The organism is Xylanibacter ruminicola, assembly GCF_900142525.1.
In the GTDB taxonomy this organism is placed as follows: Bacteria; Bacteroidota; Bacteroidia; order Bacteroidales; family Bacteroidaceae; genus Prevotella; species Prevotella ruminicola_A.
Map to the genome: position 1 here is coordinate 97,563 of NZ_FRBD01000013.1, position 22,966 is coordinate 120,528.

At 45.0% G+C, this 22,966-nt stretch carries 16 protein-coding genes; 8 read left to right on the forward strand and 8 right to left on the reverse strand.

Annotated elements, in window-relative coordinates:
* Position 1: 1 nt before the first annotated feature.
* A complete protein-coding gene (gene rsgA, locus BUB86_RS09635; protein ID WP_073208856.1) occupies positions 2–973 on the reverse strand; it encodes a ribosome small subunit-dependent GTPase A in 972 nt (323 codons plus the stop codon).
* Positions 973–1,533 (reverse strand): ribosome recycling factor, encoded by a 561-nt coding sequence (gene frr / locus BUB86_RS09640; RefSeq protein WP_073208858.1) that lies wholly within the window; start codon positions 1,531–1,533, stop codon positions 973–975. The genes rsgA and frr overlap by 1 nt, the downstream gene beginning before the upstream one ends.
* Before the next feature lie 159 nt (positions 1,534–1,692).
* Between frr and BUB86_RS09645 the strand changes: the two genes are divergently transcribed.
* The 4 genes from BUB86_RS09645 to BUB86_RS09660 are packed head-to-tail and all read left to right on the forward strand — an operon-like array spanning position 1,693 to position 11,266.
* Complete coding sequence (locus BUB86_RS09645) at positions 1,693–3,720, forward strand: PAS domain-containing sensor histidine kinase (protein WP_081373191.1); 2,028 nt, start codon at positions 1,693–1,695, stop codon at positions 3,718–3,720.
* 6 nt (positions 3,721–3,726) lie between these two features.
* The gene (locus BUB86_RS09650; protein WP_073208862.1) at positions 3,727–5,712 is read left to right on the forward strand and encodes a PAS domain-containing sensor histidine kinase; all 1,986 of its coding nucleotides are present in this window, start codon (positions 3,727–3,729) and stop codon (positions 5,710–5,712) included.
* A 2-nt stretch (positions 5,713–5,714) separates the two neighbouring features.
* The gene (locus tag BUB86_RS09655; RefSeq protein ID WP_175549470.1) at positions 5,715–8,495 is read left to right on the forward strand and encodes an ATP-binding protein; all 2,781 of its coding nucleotides are present in this window, start codon (positions 5,715–5,717) and stop codon (positions 8,493–8,495) included.
* Positions 8,496–8,512: 17 nt separating this feature from the next.
* The gene (locus BUB86_RS09660) at positions 8,513–11,266 is read left to right on the forward strand and encodes an ATP-binding protein (protein WP_073208866.1); all 2,754 of its coding nucleotides are present in this window, start codon (positions 8,513–8,515) and stop codon (positions 11,264–11,266) included.
* A 104-nt stretch (positions 11,267–11,370) separates the two neighbouring features.
* Here BUB86_RS09660 and nhaD read toward each other — a convergent pair whose 3' ends face one another.
* The gene (gene nhaD, locus BUB86_RS09665) at positions 11,371–12,702 is read right to left on the reverse strand and encodes a sodium:proton antiporter NhaD (protein ID WP_073208868.1); all 1,332 of its coding nucleotides are present in this window, start codon (positions 12,700–12,702) and stop codon (positions 11,371–11,373) included.
* A 142-nt stretch (positions 12,703–12,844) separates the two neighbouring features.
* Between nhaD and BUB86_RS09670 the strand changes: the two genes are divergently transcribed.
* From BUB86_RS09670 to recA, 3 genes are read left to right on the forward strand one after another with little or no spacing between them, the layout of a single operon-like run.
* A complete protein-coding gene (locus tag BUB86_RS09670) occupies positions 12,845–13,450 on the forward strand; it encodes a DUF6621 family protein (RefSeq protein ID WP_073208870.1) in 606 nt (201 codons plus the stop codon).
* An 18-nt stretch (positions 13,451–13,468) separates the two neighbouring features.
* On the forward strand, positions 13,469–14,707 hold the full coding sequence (locus BUB86_RS09675; protein WP_073208872.1) for a saccharopine dehydrogenase family protein: 1,239 nt from the start codon (positions 13,469–13,471) through the stop codon (positions 14,705–14,707).
* 28 nt (positions 14,708–14,735) lie between these two features.
* A complete protein-coding gene (recA, locus tag BUB86_RS09680; protein ID WP_073208874.1) occupies positions 14,736–15,764 on the forward strand; it encodes a recombinase RecA in 1,029 nt (342 codons plus the stop codon).
* 43 nt (positions 15,765–15,807) lie between these two features.
* On the opposite strand, the gene BUB86_RS09685 is transcribed toward recA, so the two are convergent.
* Positions 15,808–17,244 carry a hypothetical protein gene (locus BUB86_RS09685; protein WP_073208876.1) on the reverse strand — a complete coding sequence of 479 codons (1,437 nt, stop codon included), beginning with the start codon at positions 17,242–17,244 and terminating at the stop codon, positions 15,808–15,810.
* Between the two features lie 183 nt (positions 17,245–17,427).
* Between BUB86_RS09685 and dnaK the strand changes: the two genes are divergently transcribed.
* Positions 17,428–19,344 (forward strand): molecular chaperone DnaK, encoded by a 1,917-nt coding sequence (dnaK, locus tag BUB86_RS09690; RefSeq protein ID WP_073208878.1) that lies wholly within the window; start codon positions 17,428–17,430, stop codon positions 19,342–19,344.
* A 93-nt stretch (positions 19,345–19,437) separates the two neighbouring features.
* Here dnaK and BUB86_RS17855 read toward each other — a convergent pair whose 3' ends face one another.
* The 4 genes from BUB86_RS17855 to gltS all read right to left on the reverse strand — a co-directional run bounded on the left by BUB86_RS17855 (position 19,438) and on the right by gltS (position 22,954).
* Entirely contained in the window at positions 19,438–19,677 is a 240-nt protein-coding gene (locus BUB86_RS17855; RefSeq protein ID WP_254795145.1) for a hypothetical protein, read from the reverse strand.
* Positions 19,674–20,687 (reverse strand): nucleotidyl transferase AbiEii/AbiGii toxin family protein, encoded by a 1,014-nt coding sequence (locus BUB86_RS09700; RefSeq protein ID WP_073208880.1) that lies wholly within the window; start codon positions 20,685–20,687, stop codon positions 19,674–19,676. Before BUB86_RS09700 ends, BUB86_RS17855 begins: the two co-directional genes overlap by 4 nt.
* A 19-nt stretch (positions 20,688–20,706) precedes the next feature.
* Entirely contained in the window at positions 20,707–21,303 is a 597-nt protein-coding gene (locus BUB86_RS09705; RefSeq protein WP_073208882.1) for a DUF6088 family protein, read from the reverse strand.
* Positions 21,304–21,685: 382 nt separating this feature from the next.
* On the reverse strand, positions 21,686–22,954 hold the full coding sequence (gene gltS / locus BUB86_RS09715) for a sodium/glutamate symporter (RefSeq protein WP_073208886.1): 1,269 nt from the start codon (positions 22,952–22,954) through the stop codon (positions 21,686–21,688).
* Between the last annotated feature and the right edge of the window lie 12 nt (positions 22,955–22,966).

Sequence of the window (22,966 nt, forward strand, 5' to 3'; positions counted from 1 at the left end):
TTTAATAAGCTGCTCTGTATTTGCCTTCATCCTTATCTTCGAGCATAGACAGATAGGACTGATAGCGGCTTTCGGCTATGTAATGGTCTTCGAGTGCTTTAAGTACTGCACAACCAGGTTCGTGGGTATGGGTACAATTAGAGAATCGACACTCTTGCGAGAAATGGAATATCTCCTTGAAATAGCTGGTCAACTCCTCAGGCTCCATATCGAAAGTACCAAAGCCCTTGATGCCTGGAGTGTCGATGAGCCATGATTTCGCCTCCACCCCTTGCCCCTCCTCTCCAGAGGAGGAGGAGAATACTAATGGTATCATCTCACTAAACGTGGTAGTGTGCTGACCTGTGTTATGCGCATCACTAATTTCGGCAGTACGCTGACTGGCACCTGGCACCAAGCGATTGATAAGTGTAGACTTGCCCACACCACTATTGCCACTCAGCAAGGTAATCTTATCCTTCAACAACGGATGCAGCGCCTCTACCCCATCGCCCGTATTGGCCGAAATCTGATGGCACTCATAGCCAATGGTCTGATACAGATTAACCATTGCCTCCTGATAGCGACGCATATCCTCATCGAGCAGATCAGTCTTATTGAACACCAGAATGACTGGCACTCGATAAGCCTCGGCTGATGCCAGGAAACGATCGATGAAGGTGGTGGATGTCTGAGGATTAACCACTGTTACCACCAAGATAGCCTGGTCTACATTAGCCGCAATGATATGACTCTGCTTAGAGAGGTTGATACTCTTGCGGATGATGTAGTTACGACGATCCTCAATCTCAGTGATAAAAGCCGTACCCTCATTGTTGGGTACTATCTGCACTCTGTCGCCCACAGCCACAGGATTGGTACTACGGATGCCCTTCAACCTGAAGTTACCCTTTATCTTACAATCAATCAGCTGGCCATCGTCTGTTAAGACGGTGTACCAGCTGCCTGTATTCTTAATAACGAGTCCGCGCATTATACGGTCATGATCTCTTTGTTCTTGGCTGTAATCAGTTCGTCGATCTTCTTGATGTACTTATCATGCAACTTCTGGAGCTCAGCCTCAGCATCCTTCTCCAAGTCCTCAGAAAGACCATCCTTGATTGCCTTCTTCAGCTTATCCTTTACATCGCCACGAACGTTACGAACCTCAACCTTTGCCTTCTCAGCAATCTTGTTACACTGCTTGGTAAGGTCACGACGACGCTCCTCAGTAGGAACAGGGATATTCAGGCGGATAATCTCGCCATTGTTCTCAGGAGTGATACCTACATCGCTATCCATGATAGCCTTTTCGATGTTACGGATCTCCTTGCGGTCCCAAGGCTTGATGGCGATGGTACGAGGATCAGGAACGCTCACGTTAGCAACCTGATTCAGAGGCACCTTGCTACCATACACTTCTACACGAACACCATCGAGAATGGCCACATTGGCACGACCTGCACGAATGCGATTCAGCTCGTCCTCAAGGTACATAGCTGCCATCTCCATGCGCTCTTCGCTTTTCTTTAAAATTTCTTTTACGTCAACCATTTTTGTATACTTTTAATCATTTTCTGATGACAAAAGTAAGGTTTTTCTGCGAAACTTCCAAATAATTGTGTTTTTTTCATTCAAAAATTTTGTTATTTGCGCAAAATAAGCTATCTTTGCGGGTGTTTACTACCATACTTATAGACAATACAACAATTAATGCTTATAGATATTAGCCACACCTACATCTATTTGATAGCGGCATTTATTATTTCCGCTATCGCAATGGTAGTATACAACCGATTGACTTACTACAAAGAAAAACGAGTGACGCGTGAGGTACAAAGACTGAATGCACAGCTAACCCTCATTATGGATGCCAACAAAACTGATGCCTGGACTTATAATACCAAGAAGAACGTATTCAAAGTTATATCAAAAAAGGATCTTACGAAAACATTCTACACCCCATTCGAGTTCTCGCAGCTGTACGACAGAGAAGACTTCAAGCAGATAGTAAAAGCGATAGAAAGCATACAGAACAGAGAACAGATTACTGACACGCTGACAGTAAAAGGTTCTCCATCGCAGGATGGCGACGTAAAGACATACGAGATGAGCCTTTCGGTATTACGCAGGAACAAGCAGGATCTACCTATAGAAATCCTAGGCACACAAAGAGACGTGACCCAGGAAAAGAATCAGGCCGAAGCGGCCAAGAACCTGATGCTGAAATACCACACAGTGTTCAACTCGTCGCTAGTAGACATGATATACTACGATGCTGATGGCTATCTGGCAGAACTCAACGAAAAGGCTTGCGAAACATTTGGAGTTAAGAATCCGCAGGAACTTCTGAGACGAGGAATGAAGATGACAGACATTCCATCGTACAGGGATATCGACATCAAGACCTTAGAGCATACCCAACTATCATCCATCACAGACATCACTCAGGTAAAAGCCACTGACGAGCGTGTGCCAGAGGTAACTCGAACAGGGAAGATATACTACGAGGTAATGCTAGAGCCTATTCACGACATTGACAACCAGTCGCAAGGTGTGATAGCTGCAGGGCGCGACATTACAGAGATGGTAGAGTCGCACCACAGACAGCAAGAGTCAGCCAGGCTGATGGAGGAGCGAACCAAGGCACTGAAACAATATATTGACGACCTGAACTACACACTGAAGATAAGCGATGCACGACTGACGAGCTACTACCCAGAAAGCCACACGCTTGAGATACTGAGCGACTTGAGCGGAGCAGGCACACGTCTCAGTCAGCTAAAAGCCATAGCTATGGTGCATTCTGACGACAGGAAGCGCGCCAAGCGACTGATAACCAGAATGGACAGGCTGTACAAGAGCACCATATCAGAAACTGTACGCACCAAACTTAGAGATCACAAGGGGCGCGACATCTATCTGAACTTCAGTATGATGCCCATAACAGACAAGGAGGGAAAGGTGACCCACTACTTTGGTATGTGCAGAAATGAGACAGAGATGGCTCACATTGAGAAGCACCTGCAAGAAGAGACGGCCAAGGCGCAAGAGGAGGAACAGCTGAAGAACGCCTTCCTGCTGAACATGAGCTACGAGCTACGCGTTCCCCTGCATGCCGTAATAGGATTTGCAGAGTTGTTCAAATCTGAACATAATCGAGAAGATGAGCCTGTATTTGCTAACGAGATCAAAAAAAATACTGATGTTCTGTTGGGGTTGATCAATGACATCTTGTTTATTTCACGTCTTGATGCCCACATGATAGAGTATCATTATGAGGTGTGCGACTTTGCTGCACAATTTGAGAAATGGTGCCAGAAGGGTTGGGCTGATGCAAGCAAGAATGTAAAGCAAGTCATAGAAAACTCATACAACTCGCTACTGATTAAGATTGACCCACAGAATCTGGGCACAGCCATCCAGAAACTATGCGGATATTCTGCCCTCACCACTAAAGCAGGATCGCTGAAGTCGAGATACGAATACCTGCACGACGAGTTGATTATCATAGTAGAAGATACTGGCCAGGGCATGGAGTTTGATGAAGTGCCAAAGGCTTTCAACCGCTTTATGGGCGATGCCAAGAACAAGCGCATAGGCACAGGCCTAGACCTGCCAATAGTAAAAGAACTGGTTGAACAGATGGGAGGAACCATCGATGTACTCTCAGCACCAGGCAAGGGGAACACATTCTTTATGAGCATCCCATGCGAGATGAATAGTTTTGAAAAGAAATGATGTAGCATGCAGATATTGATAGTTATATTAACCCTGATGGTCATTATCATAGGAGTGATACTGAACCGCATAACCCTCTACAGTATACGAAGGAATACTGAGAGAGCTAAGGATATGGCTACCATTATGCAACACACACTTGACGAAAACAACTACGTGATACGACTGAACCTACAGAACCGTCTGGCTGATAACCTGTATGGTAACTTCCTGCCTCACGAGGGTATGAGCTACGAGGAGAGTCTGAACTATATACATCCTGACGATAAGCACATCTACATGGCATTTATGAACAGATTGGTTAAGGGTGCCAAATCATCAGAGTGTATGTTCAGATGGGACAGAAGTACCAAGGAGCACAAGCACGACTGGCGATACCTGCGTGATGTGGGAATAGTAGAGTATGACGAGCAAGACAAGAAGAAACCAGTGAACTTCTACTGCACACTTTATGACCAGACAGAACAGATGTTGCTGGAGAAGGAAGATATAGAGTTGACTGATCGCTATCGCAAATTGTTTGAACAGAGCATCGTAGGTCAGGCCTTTTATGACAAAGACGGCCATCTGCTAACTGCCAACAAGAAATTGCGCGAGATCCTGAAATTCAAAGGCGACAATGATCCCTTCTACTACCGTTTCCCATTGTTCGAAATTCCTAACTTCCGCTTTATTATTTATAAGAAAGAAAAGGAAGATCTGTACTTCTGCACCAGAACCATCATCACAGAGCGAGAGGTTGACTGCTATGTAGAGATACGTATTCACCCCATCTTCAATAACGACAAGGAGTTGGAGATGTTCACCCTATACATCAGAGATATCAGTCAGGAGCGAGAGCTATACCATCAGCAAAAGAAGAACGAAGCTCAGATACAGCGTACCAACAAGAAAATTGCTGAGTATGAGAACGAACTGAAATACCTGATGGATAATATCGAAATGCGATTCTTCCGTGCATCGTTCATCAAGCGCGAGATATCATTCTACAAAGATATGAGTGCACCTGAAATAACGATGGATTTCGATAAGCTATTGTCATACTTCAACGGCACACCGTTTATAGAGGAAATGAAAAAGAATCCATACGACTTTTTCAAAGAGCCAAAGAGATTACTATCACACTCTCGTTCATTCTTCCAAAATAACGACAAGTTGGAATGGCACTTCATCGACTTTGTACCATTCCACGACGAAGAAGGTAAGCTAACTGGTACCTATGGTGTATTCAGAAACGTAACCAATCTGATAAACAAACAAGAGCTACTGAAGGAGGAGACTGAACGTGCCAACCAGTCAGGATTGCGCAAGAGTGCCTTCCTGGCCAATATGAGTCATGAGATACGCACCCCATTGAATGCCATCGTAGGATTCTCAGAGGTACTGCCAATGCTGACCACAGATGCTGAACGAGCACAGATTATCAAGGTAATCAACAACAACTGCGACATGTTGCTACGTCTGGTTAACGATATTCTGGCACTATCATCGTTTGAAAGCGGAGACATCAAGATTGAACCTACCAAGACTGATTTCGCACAATGCTTTAACAACTTGTCGATATCGTTGGCCAAGAGAGTACAGAATCCAAATGTAGAATTCAAAACAGAGAGTCCCTATCCCACATTTATCACCACGATAGATGGCGGACGCATACAGCAGGTAATAACCAACTTTGTTACCAATGCTGTTAAATACACCAAAACAGGACACATCAAGATAGGTTACAAGAAACAGGTTCGCCACGACTTAGAAGGACTGTACATATATTGCGAAGATACTGGTGCAGGCATACCAAAGGAACATCAGAAGAAAGTGTTCGACCGTTTCGTTAAACTGAATGATTTCGTACAAGGCACAGGTCTTGGGTTAAGCATCTGTAAAGCTATCGCAGATAATTGTGGTGGCGAGATTGGCGTAACATCCGAGGGCAGGGATTGTGGTTCAACATTCTGGCTCTGGATTCCATGTAAAGAAGAAACAACCATATGATTATGAATAGATATAGAATAATAGCATTTCTAGTGGCATGCCATTTATCTGTAGGCATGACTTACGCTCAACAAAACGAAGACAGCGTCATCGTATACAACGATAAGCGTCCACTTATTTATGAAGACGCGTGGGACCTATGGCCATACGTATTCCTAAATGAGAACGGAGAGCCAGATGGTTACAACATAGACCTGCTGAAATTGATATTCAAGGAACTGAATATTCCTTACGAAATACGCCTAAGGCCTACACTTGAGGCCCAGAAAGACCTGAAGGAACACAAGTCGGACCTGATGTTGAGAATGGATGCCGACTTTGCCCGCCACAACTCTTCGTATGGAAGAACCATTGTACAGTTATTCACCCATAGTCTGGTTAAACCTAAGGGACAAACGCTAAACGTAAACAACGTAAAAGATCTGGCCCAGTATCCAATCATAGTTCACGAAGGAAGCTTTAGTCATCATAAGTTGGTAGATAACGATTGGGCAAAGGAAATCATTCCTTACGATGACATGAAAGAGGCTATTCAGAACGTAAGTACTGAAAACAAAGGTATCATTTTGTGGAATTCGATGTCGCTGAAATGGTTGATGACAAAATACCAAACAGAGAACCTCGAGATAATTCCTATCGATTTTCCCTATGGCGAGTATAAGTTCTTTGCCAACGACCATCGTCTGCTGGAAAAACTAGACAGCGTATATTCAAATCTGCGTGCCAACGAACGCCTTACAGCCATACAAAACAAGTGGTTCTATCCTGAACGCCACGAAACAGGTATTCCATCGTGGATATGGGATTTGATCAATTTTGTTGCCATACTTGCTGTGGGCATATTGGTTTACTACACCTTCTTCAAGGTACGCGAACGCAAGATGACCAAAAAGATTAATAAGGAGAACGAGCGTCTGCTGCTACTCATGAAGACCAGTAACGTTATGTTCAGTACCTACAATGTCACCTCACAGTATTTCACGGTGATGGACTCATCTGGTCATGCAGAACGCACGTATTCGCTACTGGAGTACTCACACAGATTCGATCCTAACGACTTTACAGTACTTACTGACGGACTACGTAGCATTATCGATGAAAAAAAATCGACTATCACTTTGCAGCTAAAAGAGTACGACAACGACTTGATTAACAGCAATAACTATACGGCTACGCTATCAGTACTCAGAAGAGACAAACGTAAAAGGCCATCAATCATCATTATCTCAAAGACCGACACCAGCCAAGACAGAATGCGTCAAGCCCTGATTAAGGAGTCGATGCTGCGTTATCAGTCGATATTCAACTCAGCTATGGTCGACATGGTATACTATGATGCTGATGGATATATTGTCGACATGAACCTCAAGTCGATATCAGTAATTGGTTGTGATATTGACGAAATCAAGAGACGTAGAATCTCGCTTCGTGATGTCATTGGCATTGACAATCTCGATATCGACAAGTTTGAATACTTCTATGCCACACAGTTATTCAATTCGCCTAGCGATAACAGAGTTTTGAACAAGATTTTGGGCAGAGATACACTCTATTACGAGTTGCAAGTACTACCTATACGCGATAAGTATGGCAATCGCATAGGATTCTTTGGAACAGGACGTAATGTCACAGAATCGGCTAATTCATACAGAAAGCTGAAAGAAAATTCCAGCGAGTTACAGGCCATCAAGGACGAGGTAACCACCTATGTTCACAACATCGACTATGTGCTGTCTGTAGGTGGTATCAGCCTGGTAAAATATCACCTCGATACACATACACTTACCATTTACAGCGAAATTGGCCACGAGAAATATTCATTGACACAAACCAGAGCTCTGGCATTTGTTGACAGCTCATCTGAGAAACAGGCTCTGCGCATACTCAACAAGATGGACAATCATCAGGTAGGCAATCTAAGTGTTGAGGTAAAAACAAACATCCGACGACGCAAAGACCGCATACCACTTTACCTGCAGCTTAACTTTGTGCCCACTTATAAAGACGGTGCTATACAGGAGTACTTCGGACTGATACGTGATATTAGCGATATAAAGGCAGTAGAAGAGAAACTGGCCATGGAGTCAATACGAGCTCAGGAGGTTGAGACTGTTAAAAACGCATTCCTGCACAACATGAGCCACGAAATCCGTACGCCATTGAATACTGTAGTAGGATTCTCAGAGCTCTTTGAAATAGAGCATTCTGCTGAAGACGAGGCTGTGTTCATCAGCGAAATCAAGAACAACTCTGCATCGCTGCTAAAGCTGATTAACGACATTCTGTTCCTATCGCGACTCGATGCGGGCATGATTACAGTATCTCCACAACCTGTCGACTTTGCAAGCATCTTTGCAGGTCGCTGCACATCGATATGGGATAACCACAAACTACCTGGCGTGGAATACAAAATCCAGAGTCCATACAAACGACTTGTCATCGAGATTGATGAACCCAACGTATCATTAATCATCAATAAGATTATTACCAATGCCATACAACACACCAAATCAGGTTGCGTATTGGCACGATATGAGTATATTGCTGACAGACTGCTGGTATCTGTAGAAGATACAGGAAGCGGTATCAAGAAGGAAAATCTGGAGAACATCTTCGGACGATTCGTAACTGGCGCCAATAATGGTGCTGGCCTTGGCCTTAGCATCTGTCATGAACTGATACAGTACATGGGTGGTAAGATAGAACTGACATCTACTGAGGGCAAGGGTACCACAGTTTGGTTCTCATTGCCATGCAAGATGTTAGAAATGGAAAGAAACTAAAAACGTAACATAGAGATATGATGACAAAGAAGATAATAATATTAGCCATTACCAGTTTGCTTGCCTTGTGCCCCACACAGCGTGCTGAGGCTGGCTACATACGCGAATATACTAATGAAAAGCCACTTGTAATCGTTAGCGACTGGGAGTTTCCGCCTTATGAGTTCAGAAACGACCATGGCGCCCCCGATGGATATAATGTAGAGGTACTGAACCTGATTCTAGACAAGCTTGGTATTCCCCACAAGTTCGTCATGCTAGAGTGGTATAAATGTACTGAGGCTTTCGACAATCATGAGGCCGACCTGATACATGCCCTCAAGTTCAAATACGAAGGACCAGAATTTGAGTACACCCACAACATGATTACCTATTATAATGTAAGAGCCATCAGACTTAGGTCAACACGTCCGCTTAGACGAATGAGTCAGCTCACCAACAACGACACTCTTACACTTAAGAGGAACGACTATGTAGACCTGAAGGTAAATGCACTCGCCCAAAAGGATTTCACAGTTGAATATCATGCACCACGCGAAGCATTGATGGGAATCAGAAACGGAAAGTACAAGTACTACATGTGGGGCGAACAGCCACTAAAGATGAAGGTTAAAGAGCTAAGTCTTGAAGGCATAGAATTCGATGAGACAGATATTCCTTCAGGTGAGTTGCGTATTATAGGCTACGACAAGGAACTGATACACGCCATCGACGATCTTTTTGCACGTTTGGAGCAATCAGGCGACATTCAGAAGATACACGAAAAGTGGTTCCATCCAGAGCACGTTCATAACGACGCCTCGCCTATGGCACTTTTCCTGCTGGTAGCCATTATCATTACAGCTATTGTTGTCCTGCTTTTTAGCCGCATGATGCGTATCAGAGTGAAGAAGGCTGTTGAGAAATCGTTAGACATGAACCAGCTGATGACTGAGGCACTTAGATCTGGCAACTACTACGTGATAGAATACGACATACAAACGCAGCGCATGAGAAATGATTATGGCGATATGCTACCCAAGGAGGGTCTGAGCCGCGAGGAGTTTATGAAGCGTCTGCCTGATAACGAGAAAGGCAAGTTTAGCGAAGCCATGCGACTGATGAGTCAGGGCCAGAAAGACCTGGGCTACCTGAAACGCAGATATAATAAGGGAACAGAACAGAACCCTGATTGGCGCTGGATTGAAGGTCATGCTGTAGTGGAGCACGTAGATGGCAAGCCACGCTACGTCATCACATCTTTCAGAGACTTTACACATGAGATTCTGGAAGAGCGTATCAATGAAGAGATAGCCAGTAAGTACCAGAACATGTTCAGCAACGGACTTATCGCCATGTCGTTCTACGCAAAAGACGGAACGCTGATTGATGTTAACAAACGCATGAGCGAACTATGCGAATTCGACAAAGAAGGTGAAGAGTTCTTCCGCAAGATGAATCTGTTTGAAGTACCTTTGGTAAAAGGACAGTATCAAAAGGGCGACAAGGAGAGTTTCCATGTATGCCAGCGTATGTTCTATCCTGAAATCGGCATCTATAAGTATATTGAGATAAAGGTTCATCCCACATTCGACGATGAAGACGAATTGCAGTTCTACATTGTTACAGCTCGTGACATGACAGCCGAACGCCACATGTATCTGGAGCAGTCAAAACACGACAAGGAGATACAAAAAGCAACTGCAGACATCCAGTTCTACGAAAAGCAACTTGGCTATCTGCTTGAGAACTGTAAAATGTTCCTATGGACATACGACCTGAAAGAAGGCCTCATCCACTTCAGTTATAGTGGACATAAGTCCGACTATACCAAGACGCTAGATGTGTTCTTTGGTGGTGCCACAGATGAGTATCGCGAAGATGCTTTCAGAGAGGCCAGAGAAGCTATCTCTCAGGCTAAGCCCTACAACAAGACCATCCACTTCAAGTACACCATGATTGAGCCAAATCCTGTATGGTACGCCATCAGCGGTATACCTAAGTTTGATGAAGAGGGTAATCTTACCAAGTACTTTGGTGTGGCGCGTAACATCGACAAGCTGATGGAGGCTCAGCAGAAGCTGAAAGACGAAACCAAACGTGCTGAAGAGTCAGGAAAGATGAAGGCAGCCTTCCTTGCCAACATGACTCACGAGATACGCACGCCACTGAATGCTATCGTAGGCTTTAGCGACCTTCTGCCAGTTGTAGAGGGCCATGACGACCGTATGGAGTTCATCCGCATTATCCGCAACAACTGCGATATGCTGATGCGACTCATCAACGATATCCTCGAAGCATCGAATGTGGGGCAGGCGCTGGCTATTCAGCCTGAAGAGGTAGACTTTGCCAAGGTATTCGATGATATCTGTCAGACGCTGGCCCAGCGTGTAGACGAGGCTGGAGTACAGTTTATCAAAGACAATCCATACGACTCGTTTGTTGCTACACTCGACAAGGGACGCATACAGCAGGTATTGACCAACTTCACCACCAACGCCATCAAGTACACCCACGAGGGCCACATCAAGGTGGGCTATCGCGAACAGGATGGTGGCATCTACTTCTATTGCGAAGACACAGGTGCAGGTATCCCTAAGGACAAGCAGAATGCTGTATTCGAGCGATTCGTAAAACTTAACGACTTTGTACAAGGCACAGGTCTTGGTCTTAGCATCTGTAAGGCCATAGCTGAGCGCTGTAATGGTAAGATAGGCGTAACGTCAGAAGGCGAAGGACACGGTTCAACCTTCTGGATGTGGACACCAAGAAACATTAGCGAGAAATCGTAAGGCGCAAGAATAAAAAATGTTCCCAGCCTGGGAACAAATTATTCCCAACGTGGGAACATCATGTTCCCAGGCTGGGAATATTTTTTGTATTTAGTTCTTATTAATTAGAAGAATAGTGCACGCTCAATCCAGTAAACCAGAATACCTGCGATGTAGCCTGCAAATGCTATCCAGGTAATCTTCTTCATGTACCAGCCAAAGGTAATCTTCTCAAGGCCCATAACCACTACACCAGCAGCAGAACCAATGATAAGCATAGAACCGCCCACACCAGCACAGTAAGCCAGCAACTGCCAGAAGATACCATCGATAGCCATATCGCCAGCAGCAGCTACAGGATACATACCCATACAACCAGCTACCAGAGGCACATTATCTACGATAGATGACAGCACACCAATAATACCAGTTACGAGGAAGTGATTACCCTCGAAGGTCTTGTCGAGCACGCCACCAAGCATGGTGAGTACACCAACCTCCTGAAGTACAGCCACAGCCATCAGGATGCCTAGGAAGAACATGATGGTAGAGAGGTCGATCTTCGACAACAAATCGCTTACACGCTTGGCCATCGTGTCATCGTCAGAGGTGTTGTAGTGGAAAATCTCAGTAACTGTCCACAGCAATCCCAGAACCAGCAGGATGCCCATGAATGGGGGCAGATGGGTAATGGTCTTGAAGATGGGCACAAAGCAGAGACCACCTACACCAAGCCAGAAGATGATGTCGCGCTGCGACTTGGTGAACTGGCTTACATCAGCCTTTGGCAGATTCTGCTCCTTGTCGAACTTGCCCTGAAGCTGATACTGCAGAATAAATGCAGGCACAAGCATTGAAACAAGCGAAGGAACAAAGATTTCTGTGAGCACCCCCTGAGTGGTGATAACACCCTTGATCCAGAGCATAATGGTGGTAACGTCGCCAATAGGCGAGAATGCACCTCCAGAGTTGGCTGAGATAACCACAAGTGCTGCATAAATCAGGCGATCGTTACGATTCTGAACCAACTTACGGAGCACCATAATCATGACGATAGAGGTGGTGAGGTTGTCGAGAATAGCTGAAAGGAAGAAGGTCATAAAGGCCATTCGCCACATCAGCTTACGCTTAGAACGCGTCTTCAGCGTGTCACGAACAAAGTTAAATCCACCATTCGAGTCCACAATCTCTACAATGGTCATGGCTCCCATCAGGAAGAAAAGTGTGCCAGCAGCATCGCCCAGATGGTGTTCGATAACCTCCGAGATATGGTGGATGACATCACCACCAAGAATCGATGAATAATACGATGCAGGATCGAGCATGAGCAGTGTCCAACACAGCACACACATCAGCAGCGCAATGGCCGCTTTATTAACTTTTGTCAGGCTCTCAAGAGCTATGCACATATAGCCTATGCAGAACACTGTGACAATAAGAATTGTTAATGTTGACATTTGTTTTGAATACTTTTTTAATATTACGTTTTAAATTTGGGTGCAAAGGTACGAATAAGTAAGTAGAAAACCAAATAATTATACTAAATAAAAGTCGAAAAGTTTGCTGCTTAGCGAAAAAGTTCGTATATTTGCACTCCGTATGAACAACGACTTAAATAGAGAAGTAAAGTGGAGTGAAAACGTGGTGCTGGTAGATGCAGACTACGTTGACTCTGTGGCGTTTAATCTGATCGTAAACTTCGAGAGGATGATAGGACGTCGCATACCCCAGGCCGACATTGCCAAATGGCTGGATTGCATCGCCCTTGATGGAGGTATCAGAGATGGCGAGAACGAGATACAGGTGATACTGATTCACCAGAAGAACAAGCAGCAGATGGATAACTTTGTGCCAGGCAACTATGCCAGCGACCTGAGCGAGAAGGCATTCAAAGACCATCTGGGCGAGTTTACCATTAATGCCTATCAGGCAGAAGACTTTGCCAAGGTTGGCGATTTCTTCAACGAGGTACTCGAACTGGTATTGACACAGAAGAACATCAAGCGACTGATGGTGATACCTAATGCTGAAGATGCTTCTATATATAATAAGGTACGCGAGGCTTTGCGTCGTGCTGATGATGACGAAAAACGTATCACAGTATTCACCATGCAGCCAACTGCAGGAGGCAACTATCGCCAGGAAATACTGGGCTATTCGCTAATGGCAGCCCTTGGCATCAAGGCAGATGAGATTAAGGATTAAAATTAAACATTAAAAGATATGGCAAAAGTATTAATGATTGGAGCAGGTGGCGTAGCTACCGTTGCAGCATTTAAGATTGCTCAGAATGCTGACGTGTTTACAGAGTTTATGATTGCTAGTCGCCGTAAGGCAAAATGCGATAAGATTGTGGAGGATATCCACAAGGCTGGATATAATATGGACATCAAGACCGCTCAGGTTGATGCTGACGATGTGGAGCAGCTTAAGGTTTTATTCAACGACTTCAAGCCCGAGTTGGTCATCAATCTGGCTCTGCCCTATCAGGATCTGACTATTATGGATGCCTGCTTGGCTTGCGGATGCAACTATCTGGATACAGCCAACTACGAGCCAAAGGATGAGGCTCACTTTGAGTACTCTTGGCAGTGGGCTTATCGCGACCGCTTCGAGAAGGCTGGTCTCACAGCTATCCTTGGTTGTGGTTTCGACCCAGGCGTAACCAGCATCTATACAGCTTATGCTGCCAAGCACCACTTCAAGGAGATTCAGTATCTGGATATCGTTGACTGTAATGCAGGTGATCACCACAAGGCATTCGCCACCAACTTCAACCCAGAGATTAACATCCGCGAGATTACCCAGAAGGGACTCTATTGGGAAGATGGCAAGTGGGTTGAGACAGAGCCACTTGAGATTCATAAGGATCTGAACTACCCAAACATCGGCCCTCGCGACAGCTATCTGTTGCACCACGAGGAAATCGAGAGTTTGGTCATCAACTACCCTACCATCAAGCGTGCACGTTTCTGGATGACCTTTGGTCAGCAGTACCTGAAGCACCTCGAGGTGATTCAGAACATCGGTATGAGTCGCATCGACGAGGTGGAGTACGAAGCACCTTTGGCAGATGGATCAGGTACAGCAAAAGTAAAGATTGTACCTCTGCAGTTCCTGAAGGCTGTATTGCCTAACCCACAGGATCTGGGTGAGAACTACGAGGGCGAGACCTCTATCGGATGCCGTATTCGTGGTATTGGCAACGATGGCAAGGAGCATACCTACTATGTTTACAACAACTGCTCACACCGTGCTGCCTACGAGGAGACTGGCATGCAGGGCGTAAGCTACACCACAGGTGTACCTGCCATGATTGGCGCCATGATGTTCTGCAAGGGACTCTGGAAGAAGCCTGGTGTACACAACGTAGAGGAGTTTGATCCAGATCCATTCATGGAGCAGCTCAACAAGCAGGGCCTGCCTTGGCATGAGATTCACGATGGTGACTTGGAACTTTAAAAATAACAATTTATAAATAAACTAGAAAATGGCAAAGAAAGAAAAAGAAGAAGAGGTATTGACGCCTCAGCAGGAGAAGATGAAAGCCCTGATGGCCGCTATGTCGAAGATTGAGAAGGACTATGGCAAGGGCTCGATTATGCGCATGGGCGACGAACACATAGAGAATGTAGAAGTGATTCCTACTGGCTCGATAGGCCTGAATGCAGCTCTGGGCGTAGGCGGTTACCCCAAGGGACGTATCATCGAAATCTATGGTCCTGAGTCATCAGGTAAGACCACATTGGCTATCCACGCCATTGCTGAGGCACAGAAAGCTGGCGGTATCGCAGCATTCATCGATGCAGAGCATGCATTCGACCGTTTCTATGCAGCCCATCTGGGTGTCGACGTTGATAACCTCTATATCTCTCAGCCAGATAATGGTGAGCAGGCACTCGAGATTGCTGATCAGTTGATTCGCTCTAGCGCTATCGACATCATCGTTATCGACTCTGTAGCAGCACTCACCCCAAAGAAGGAAATCGAGGGCGATATGGGCGACTCAGCAGTAGGACTCCAGGCTCGACTGATGAGCCAGGCTCTGCGCAAGCTCACATCAACCATCTCGAAGACCAACACCACCTGTATCTTCATCAACCAGCTTCGCGAGAAGATTGGCGTGATGTTTGGCAACCCAGAGACAACCACAGGTGGTAACGCCTTGAAGTTCTATGCTTCAGTACGTCTCGACATCCGCAAGGTAACCACCCTGAAGGATGGCGATCAGCCTATTGGCAACCAGGTTCGCGTAAAGATTGTGAAGAACAAAGTGGCTCCCCCATTCCGCAAGGCAGAATTCGAGATTACCTTTGGCGAGGGAATATCAAAGATTGGCGAAATTGCAGACCTTGGTGTTGAGTATGGCATCATCAAGAAGAGTGGCTCATGGTTCAGCTATGGCGACTCTAAACTTGGTCAGGGTCGCGATGCAGTTAAAGAGCTGCTCAAGGACAATCCTGAACTCTGCGATGAGCTCGAAGCAAAAATCATGGAAGCAATTGCTAAGGGTAAATAAAATAGCAAAACAAATCCCAGCCACTTGGCTGGGATTCTTATTTTTACATATCTATGGGAGTTGCTTCTCCATTCAACCATCCTTCTCTTTCTTTTGATGGCTTCTCGGGTTTGGTAACTTTCTTGGCCTTAGCCTTACCATTACTTTTCTTTGCAGCACCCCCGTTAGCATCCTTCACGCTGGTTTTCTTTACCACTCCAGAGCCGTCGAACTCTACATACAGCAGCTTATCGTTCGAGCGTTTGAAAATCCAGAAGTAATGACCTCCCTGACCTGGTTCCACCTTATCGGCCTCGCCAGCAGCCATCTCAACCTCACCTTCCGACATGCCAATACCAACGTGTCCAGCACGAATCATCGCACGCGAAGCCTCACTGGTAACAACCTTCTTACCAGGTCCAGGTGCAAAGATGGCACCAAAGAACTGCTCTGGTTCATTCACACACTTATACTGATCCAGATAGCACTCTGCATAGAAGTAGTTACCCAATGTGGTATTCTTAAGCTTAACAGTAGCCATATCGTCGTTCTTATGTGGAGTGATTGACTCAATACTATACTCAGCTAAGCGTGGTATTGCCTGCTGTTTGCTTGTAACCTCGTTCAGCATCTTGGTGGGGAACTTGGTATGTACAACCTTGCCAATAAACTGCTTGTAATTTTTGCTGCTAATAGACATGATATCATCCTGAAGCTCAAATGAGTTGTAGAACAGATAACGAGCCTCATCAGCCACAAACTCATCGTCGCGCATACCACAGTTGGTCTTCGACATCGTAACATTCTGGAAGAACTGGTTGCCATTCTTATCCTCAACGATAATCTTGACAGGATACTTGCGCGAACCTACGCCAACGGCTACCACCTTGACCTCCATATCCTTATCAACCTCAACATCCTGATAGCCTTCGCCATCAAACTCCGTGTCTATGCGATAATATTTAGTTTTGGTGTAAAGCGTCTTGTCCATCAGTTTCTCCTTGGCTATGTCAACATCGCCAAGATATGCCAAAGTGGGCACACCTGTCTTTTGGAAACAGTAGTCATCAAATGTGCCATAACCTATCTCATAATAATAGGGTTTACCATTATCCTGACAGATAAAGTTTATACGTGCATGACCATCTTTACTCTCGTCGTGGCCTTGATATACCATTATCTTGTACTTCAGCGTCATGCTGCTAACCTCTTTTTCTGTGCTAGCATCAGTAAAGGTCTTAACCACCAGGTCGTATTTTTCAGGCATCACCATAAACTTCATGCCTTTCTCCCAGTCGCAAAGACTATGGAACTTAAAGTTCTGGCTAATAAAATCCTGCGATGCCTCCTCTTCTTCTTGTTGTGCTTCGGCCAGTTCCTCTTGCATATGAGTTTGAGCACTCTTCTTGACGCCCTTAGTCTTCACGATATAAGGGTTACTCTGAGCCGATGCTGTCAAAAAGGCAATCGCCATACAGGCCGTAAAAATCATTCTTTTCATGACTACCTATAGTTTTATTCTAATATTCTGTGTGCAAAGATAGACTTTTTAAAATGAAAATCCAAATATTTTATGCCAAAATGACGTAATAAAATACAATTTTTACCTAAATCGTCATTTTGGCACATGCTTTGCAATCCGATTTGTGACAAATTGAGTATAAATTAAAAAAAATATAGAATTATGGGAAAGATTATTGGAATCGATTTAGGAACTACAAACAGCTGTGTTGCCGTATTCGAAGGTAACGAGCCAGTAGTAATTGCCAACAGCGAGGGTAAGCGTACAACTCCTTCAGTAGTTGGTTTTGTTGAGAATGGTGAGCGCAAGATTGGTGATCCTGCCAAGCGTCAGGCTATCACTAACCCAAAGAACACCGTTTACTCTATCAAGCGTTTCATGGGTGAGAACTGGCAGCAGACTGAGAAGGAGATTTCTCGCGTACCATATAACGTAGTTAACGAGGGTGGCTACCCACGTGTTGACATCGATGGTCGTAAGTACACTCCACAGGAGATTTCTGCCATGGTTCTTCAGAAGATGAAGAAGACTGCTGAGGATTATCTCGGACAGGAGGTTACAGAGGCAGTTATTACCGTACCTGCATACTTCTCTGACTCTCAGCGTCAGGCTACTAAGGAGGCCGGTCAGATTGCAGGTCTCGAGGTTAAGCGTATTGTTAACGAGCCTACAGCAGCAGCTCTGGCTTATGGTGTAGATAAGGCTAACAAGGATATGAAGATCGCTGTATTCGACCTTGGTGGTGGTACATTCGATATCTCAATCCTGGAGTTTGGTGGTGGCGTATTCGAGGTTCTGTCAACCAACGGTGATACTCACCTGGGTGGTGACGACTTCGACCAGGTTATCATCGACTGGCTGGTACAGGAGTTCAAGAACGACGAGGGTGCCGACCTGAAGAGCGATCCTATGGCTATGCAGCGCCTGAAGGAGGCTGCTGAGAAGGCAAAGATCGAGCTGTCATCAAGCACATCAACTGAGATTAACCTGCCTTACATCATGCCTGTAGGCGGTGTACCTAAGCACTTGGTTAAGACTCTGACTCGTGCTAAGTTCGAGCAGCTGGCTCACGAGCTGATCCAGGCTTGTCTGGCTCCATGTCAGAAGGCTATGGCCGATGCTAAGCTGAACACTTCAGATATCGATGAGGTTATCCTCGTAGGTGGTTCAAGCCGTATCCCAGCCGTTCAGACTCTGGTTAAGAACTACTTTGGCAAGGAGCCTTCAAAGGGTGTAAATCCTGACGAGGTTGTAGCCGTAGGTGCTTCTATTCAGGGTGCTATCCTGAACAAGGAAGGTGGCGTAGGCGACATCGTACTGCTCGACGTTACTCCTCTTACACTGGGTATCGAGACCATGGGTGGTGTTATGACCAAGCTGATTGAGGCTAACACTACAATCCCTTGCAAGAAGAGCGAGACATTCTCTACTGCTGCTGACAATCAGACAGAGGTAACCATCCACGTTCTGCAGGGTGAGCGCCCAATGGCTTCACAGAACAAGTCAATCGGTCAGTTCAACCTCACAGGTATTGCTCCAGCACGCCGTGGTATTCCTCAGATCGAGGTAACATTCGATATCGACGCTAACGGTATCCTCAAGGTTTCTGCTAAGGATAAGGCTACAGGTAAGGAGCAGGCTATCCGCATCGAGGCATCTAGCGGTCTGTCACAGGACGAGATCAACCGCATGAAGGCTGAGGCTGAGCAGAATGCTGAGAACGATAAGAAGGAGCGCGAGCGTATTGACAAGCTGAATCAGGCTGACTCTATGATCTTCCAGACTGAGAACCAGCTGAAGGAGATTGGCGATAAGATTCCTGCTCAGCACAAGCCAGCTATCGAGCAGGCTCTGCAGCAGCTGAAGGATGCTCACAAGGCAGGCGACGTAGCTGCTATCGACACAGCAATCGCAGCCCTGAACAACGCTTGGCAGACAGCTTCACAGCAGATGTACCAGCAGAGTGGCGCAGCAGGCCAGCCTGGTGGCGACCAGTTCAACGGTGGTCAGCAGCAGGCCCAGCAGGAAGGCCCAAAGGCTGAGGACATCCAGGACGCTGACTTCGAGGAGGTCAAATGAGACGCATAAGTAAAGACATAACAAAACACAACAAAATAGCGTGTAGCTCAATGAGTTACACGCTATTTGTTTTTTATGCCCTCATGTTTGCTATCAAGGATATGCTTTAATCGGTGCATTATATGTAACTCGGTCTCGCATATATTTTATGTCATCTCGAATCTGCCTTATGCTAACTTCTGTACCATTCAGGTCATAAAGCACATCATTGACTTTATCTATCAAATCGTCAATAGAATATTTATGGGTGAAATCGCTAAAGCATCGATCTAGCACCTGATAGCGTAATTGAGCATTCTTGTTTGTTGGCATATCCTTATCTCTTTGTTTCAAAACTTTATATCTCTGAATCGCTGCTGTAGTTGCTTAATGCGATCTATCAAAGCGTCGTAGGGTAGTGAGTCGCCATATATGAAGTTCTGTTGCATACTGGTATAATCACGTCGAAGACTATCTTCAACCTCGGATGGAGGAACAAATGAAATCGTTGAGGGTTGATGACTTTTATAATCAAGTCCACTCCAAGCTGTAAATTTACTGCGATGCTCCACGATGTCATTATAGAGTTGGCTATCGTTCATCGCCTCTTTTGCAAATGATTTGTCCATCATCTTCTCAATATCATAAAGATGCCTGGTCAGACGTTCTAAGTGCGTGCAACCATTGGGGCGATTGAACTCCTCGTGCAAAAGAAACACCTTTTCTAAGAAGGTTCTGCCAGGCAATACTGTTGGAACAAGGAATGGGGCTTCTGCGAAAGACTCGTCTGCATATTCCTCTGCAATCATTGAACGCATGGGAATCTCCTTGAATGGCTCTCGCATGGAACGACAACTTATCTCCAACTTCACCCGTTTATTGATATATGGATTGATGGAGGGAAGCACGGATTTGTATTCTATAAAGAGTTCCATAGGGTCTTTATCTGACTCCTTGACAAGCGGAACAAGGACGTTTATTTGGTCTGCAAGTCCTAATTCACCAAGTTGATTTGCGAGAGTTGGAGCAAGTGTTTCCTCGATATACTTCTTCGAGGTCTTGCGCAATTTGTCGCGTTGGTTCTTGCCTAATTCTTTAGCAAAGCCGAAAAACTCGCGATCGATAGCCAAATCAATATCTTCACTGAATCTGTCAATGAGGTTCCAACCTTTACTCAAACTAGTTCCTCCTTTAAATACAATGCTTTTTCCTACGGGCAATGAGAATAGAGCTTTTAGGACCATGCTGACCCAAAAGTCCTTTTCTATAGCGATAACGTCAAGTTTCCGTTTCTCCCTGACTTTTTCAAGTATCACCTGACGTTCACTAATGTCAAGGTCTGTCCATAACTGCTGTCGATTCATCCCTTATACCTTATTATAATTATGAATACAGAGGAGCCAGTCTCTTCCTAATCCATGCTGGTGCTTTAAGGAAGTCGGCTTTGATTGCCTCTTTGTCATCTTTTGATAATATCTCTATAATCCGAGTTGCCATAGTATCATCTACATTCGCAGCTCCAAGATCCCTCATGGCTGTAATGGCTAAAGGAAACAAGGTACTTTGGAATGAGAACATCTTTGGTACGGCCCGCTTCAGAGTGATGGTTTGATTTCCAACCTTAATTGTACGCGGTGTACCATTAGTAATAAAAACAGCATTGGTTGGAATCTGGGTAGACAAGCCCAATTCGTTCAGTGCCATTGCGCCAGAAGGAATCACCTTTGCATGATCTTTACCTGCTACAGCTTGCGCTATCTCATAGGGAGTCGGTTTGACAATGCCAAAACGAGTCTGCTTGGGGTAGAGGTAAAGCCCTTGAGTTAATCGTACTAGCATACCTTCCTCTTCCAACCTTGATAACACTCTCGTAACCAACGAGTCATTGTTCAAGTCGGCAAAATCGCTAATGGTGTACATCTTATTTTCACCACCTGAAACGATGCGATTCCGTATCTCCTTTGATAGTATCTGGGGCATACAATTATAATTAATCCTTAAATTTCTGTCCGAAATTAGATATTTTTTTCGGAATAAACAAGAAAAAGCCTGGAAATTTTGCTTTTTTGTCCGAAATTAGATGTTTTTTTAAGACTTTTAAACTTCTCCTATGCTTTTTATTAGTTTTCTTATGGCTGTTTCGATAGAAAATCGTACCTTTGCTGCTGGTTATTAGATGTTTGCTACACGGATGCTTATCAGCATTTTGCAACATTTTGATACCAAGCTCACGCAAGTAGTTGTAAATCAATGAATGTCTCATTCGAGGAGGTCAAGTAAGATTTATACAACTCTATAATATAATCCGTGTAGTCGAAAGATTACACGGATTTATTCTTTTTACTTAAACATTCATAAGCCATCATACTAAATTAAGAAAGAGAGTGATCATTCCTGTGTTGATCATATCAGCGAACATAGCACCAATGATTGGAACTATGAGGAAGGGCTTGACTGTATAGCGATATTTATAACATACAGCACTCATATTGGCCATCGCATTGGGGGTTGCACCAAGGCCGAAACCGCACATACCAGCACACAGTACAGCAGCATCATAATCGCGACCTAACAAAGGGAAAGCCACAATGTAAGCAAATAGCGCCATCATAAGTACCTGAGAGACCAAGATGACTATCAATGGAAGGGCTAAGCTTTGGAGTTCCCATAGCTTAAGAGATATCATGGCCATACCAAGGAACATAGACAGGCAGATGTTTCCTACACTGATAATTCGTTCCATATCAAGTAACTTCTCTGCTTTCTCCCATTTACCCTCATCCTTGTAACTCACGAATCCTATGGTATTACGAACGATGGCTGCCAGAATCAACGCTCCGAAATAGGTTGGGAACGTGATACCAGTTTTTGCCAGCAACCAACTCAATACTGTACCACCTCCCATCACCAGAAGAATACAATAAGCTGCCTTAGCATACTGCTGGAATTCTTGCTCGTTTGTGCTGACACGCTTTGTTCTACCTGTTGGAGAGGCCTCATCGCTCTCGATACCTGCCATTGCGGGGTCTATCTCTTCATCTTGTGGCTGCATCTGTTCATGTGTAAGTTTGGTACGAATAATCCTCTCTGCCAACGGACCTCCAATCATAGAACCTGCTATCAGACCAAAGGTTGCAGCAGCCATACCTATTGTTCCTGCACCATGAAGCCCCATCCCCTCAAGAACGCTTGCAAATCCACCAGCCGTACCGTGTCCGCCAGTCATTGAGATGCTACCCGCAGCCATTCCTATCAAAGGATCAACACCCATGAGCCGGGTAATACCCATTGGCATGAGGTTCTGCAAAGCAATAATGACTACCAATAAGGCAAGCATAATCACCAAGAGCCGACCACCTTTCTTAATAACTTTCAGGTCACTCTGGAAACCTACACTGGTAAAGAATGCCAGCATGAAAACATTCTTCAACGTACCATCGAACGAGACCTCGATACTGCAAAAACCATATAGTGCCAAGGTTAACAACGAAAAGATGATTCCACCACTTACTGGCGACGGCACACAGAATTTCTGAAGAAAAGCAACCTTTCTCGTTAAAACCATACCGACTAGGAGGGCTAACGCACCTATGCCGGCAGTTTGTATCATATCCAGTTCAATACTTGTCATACACACTATCTT

What these genes read in the sequence shown, in the direction of transcription:
- rsgA (WP_073208856.1), bottom strand. Translation starts at nt 973, where the DNA reads ATGCGCGGACTCGTTATTAAGAATACAGGCAGCTGGTACACCGTCTTA.
- frr (WP_073208858.1), bottom strand. Translation starts at nt 1,533, where the DNA reads ATGGTTGACGTAAAAGAAATTTTAAAGAAAAGCGAAGAGCGCATGGAG.
- BUB86_RS09645 (WP_081373191.1), top strand. Translation starts at nt 1,693, where the DNA reads ATGCTTATAGATATTAGCCACACCTACATCTATTTGATAGCGGCATTT.
- BUB86_RS09650 (WP_073208862.1), top strand. Translation starts at nt 3,727, where the DNA reads ATGCAGATATTGATAGTTATATTAACCCTGATGGTCATTATCATAGGA.
- BUB86_RS09655 (WP_175549470.1), top strand. Translation starts at nt 5,715, where the DNA reads ATGAATAGATATAGAATAATAGCATTTCTAGTGGCATGCCATTTATCT.
- BUB86_RS09660 (WP_073208866.1), top strand. Translation starts at nt 8,513, where the DNA reads ATGATGACAAAGAAGATAATAATATTAGCCATTACCAGTTTGCTTGCC.
- nhaD (WP_073208868.1), bottom strand. Translation starts at nt 12,702, where the DNA reads ATGTCAACATTAACAATTCTTATTGTCACAGTGTTCTGCATAGGCTAT.
- BUB86_RS09670 (WP_073208870.1), top strand. Translation starts at nt 12,845, where the DNA reads ATGAACAACGACTTAAATAGAGAAGTAAAGTGGAGTGAAAACGTGGTG.
- BUB86_RS09675 (WP_073208872.1), top strand. Translation starts at nt 13,469, where the DNA reads ATGGCAAAAGTATTAATGATTGGAGCAGGTGGCGTAGCTACCGTTGCA.
- recA (WP_073208874.1), top strand. Translation starts at nt 14,736, where the DNA reads ATGGCAAAGAAAGAAAAAGAAGAAGAGGTATTGACGCCTCAGCAGGAG.
- BUB86_RS09685 (WP_073208876.1), bottom strand. Translation starts at nt 17,244, where the DNA reads ATGAAAAGAATGATTTTTACGGCCTGTATGGCGATTGCCTTTTTGACA.
- dnaK (WP_073208878.1), top strand. Translation starts at nt 17,428, where the DNA reads ATGGGAAAGATTATTGGAATCGATTTAGGAACTACAAACAGCTGTGTT.
- BUB86_RS09700 (WP_073208880.1), bottom strand. Translation starts at nt 20,687, where the DNA reads ATGAATCGACAGCAGTTATGGACAGACCTTGACATTAGTGAACGTCAG.
- BUB86_RS09705 (WP_073208882.1), bottom strand. Translation starts at nt 21,303, where the DNA reads ATGCCCCAGATACTATCAAAGGAGATACGGAATCGCATCGTTTCAGGT.
- gltS (WP_073208886.1), bottom strand. Translation starts at nt 22,954, where the DNA reads ATGACAAGTATTGAACTGGATATGATACAAACTGCCGGCATAGGTGCG.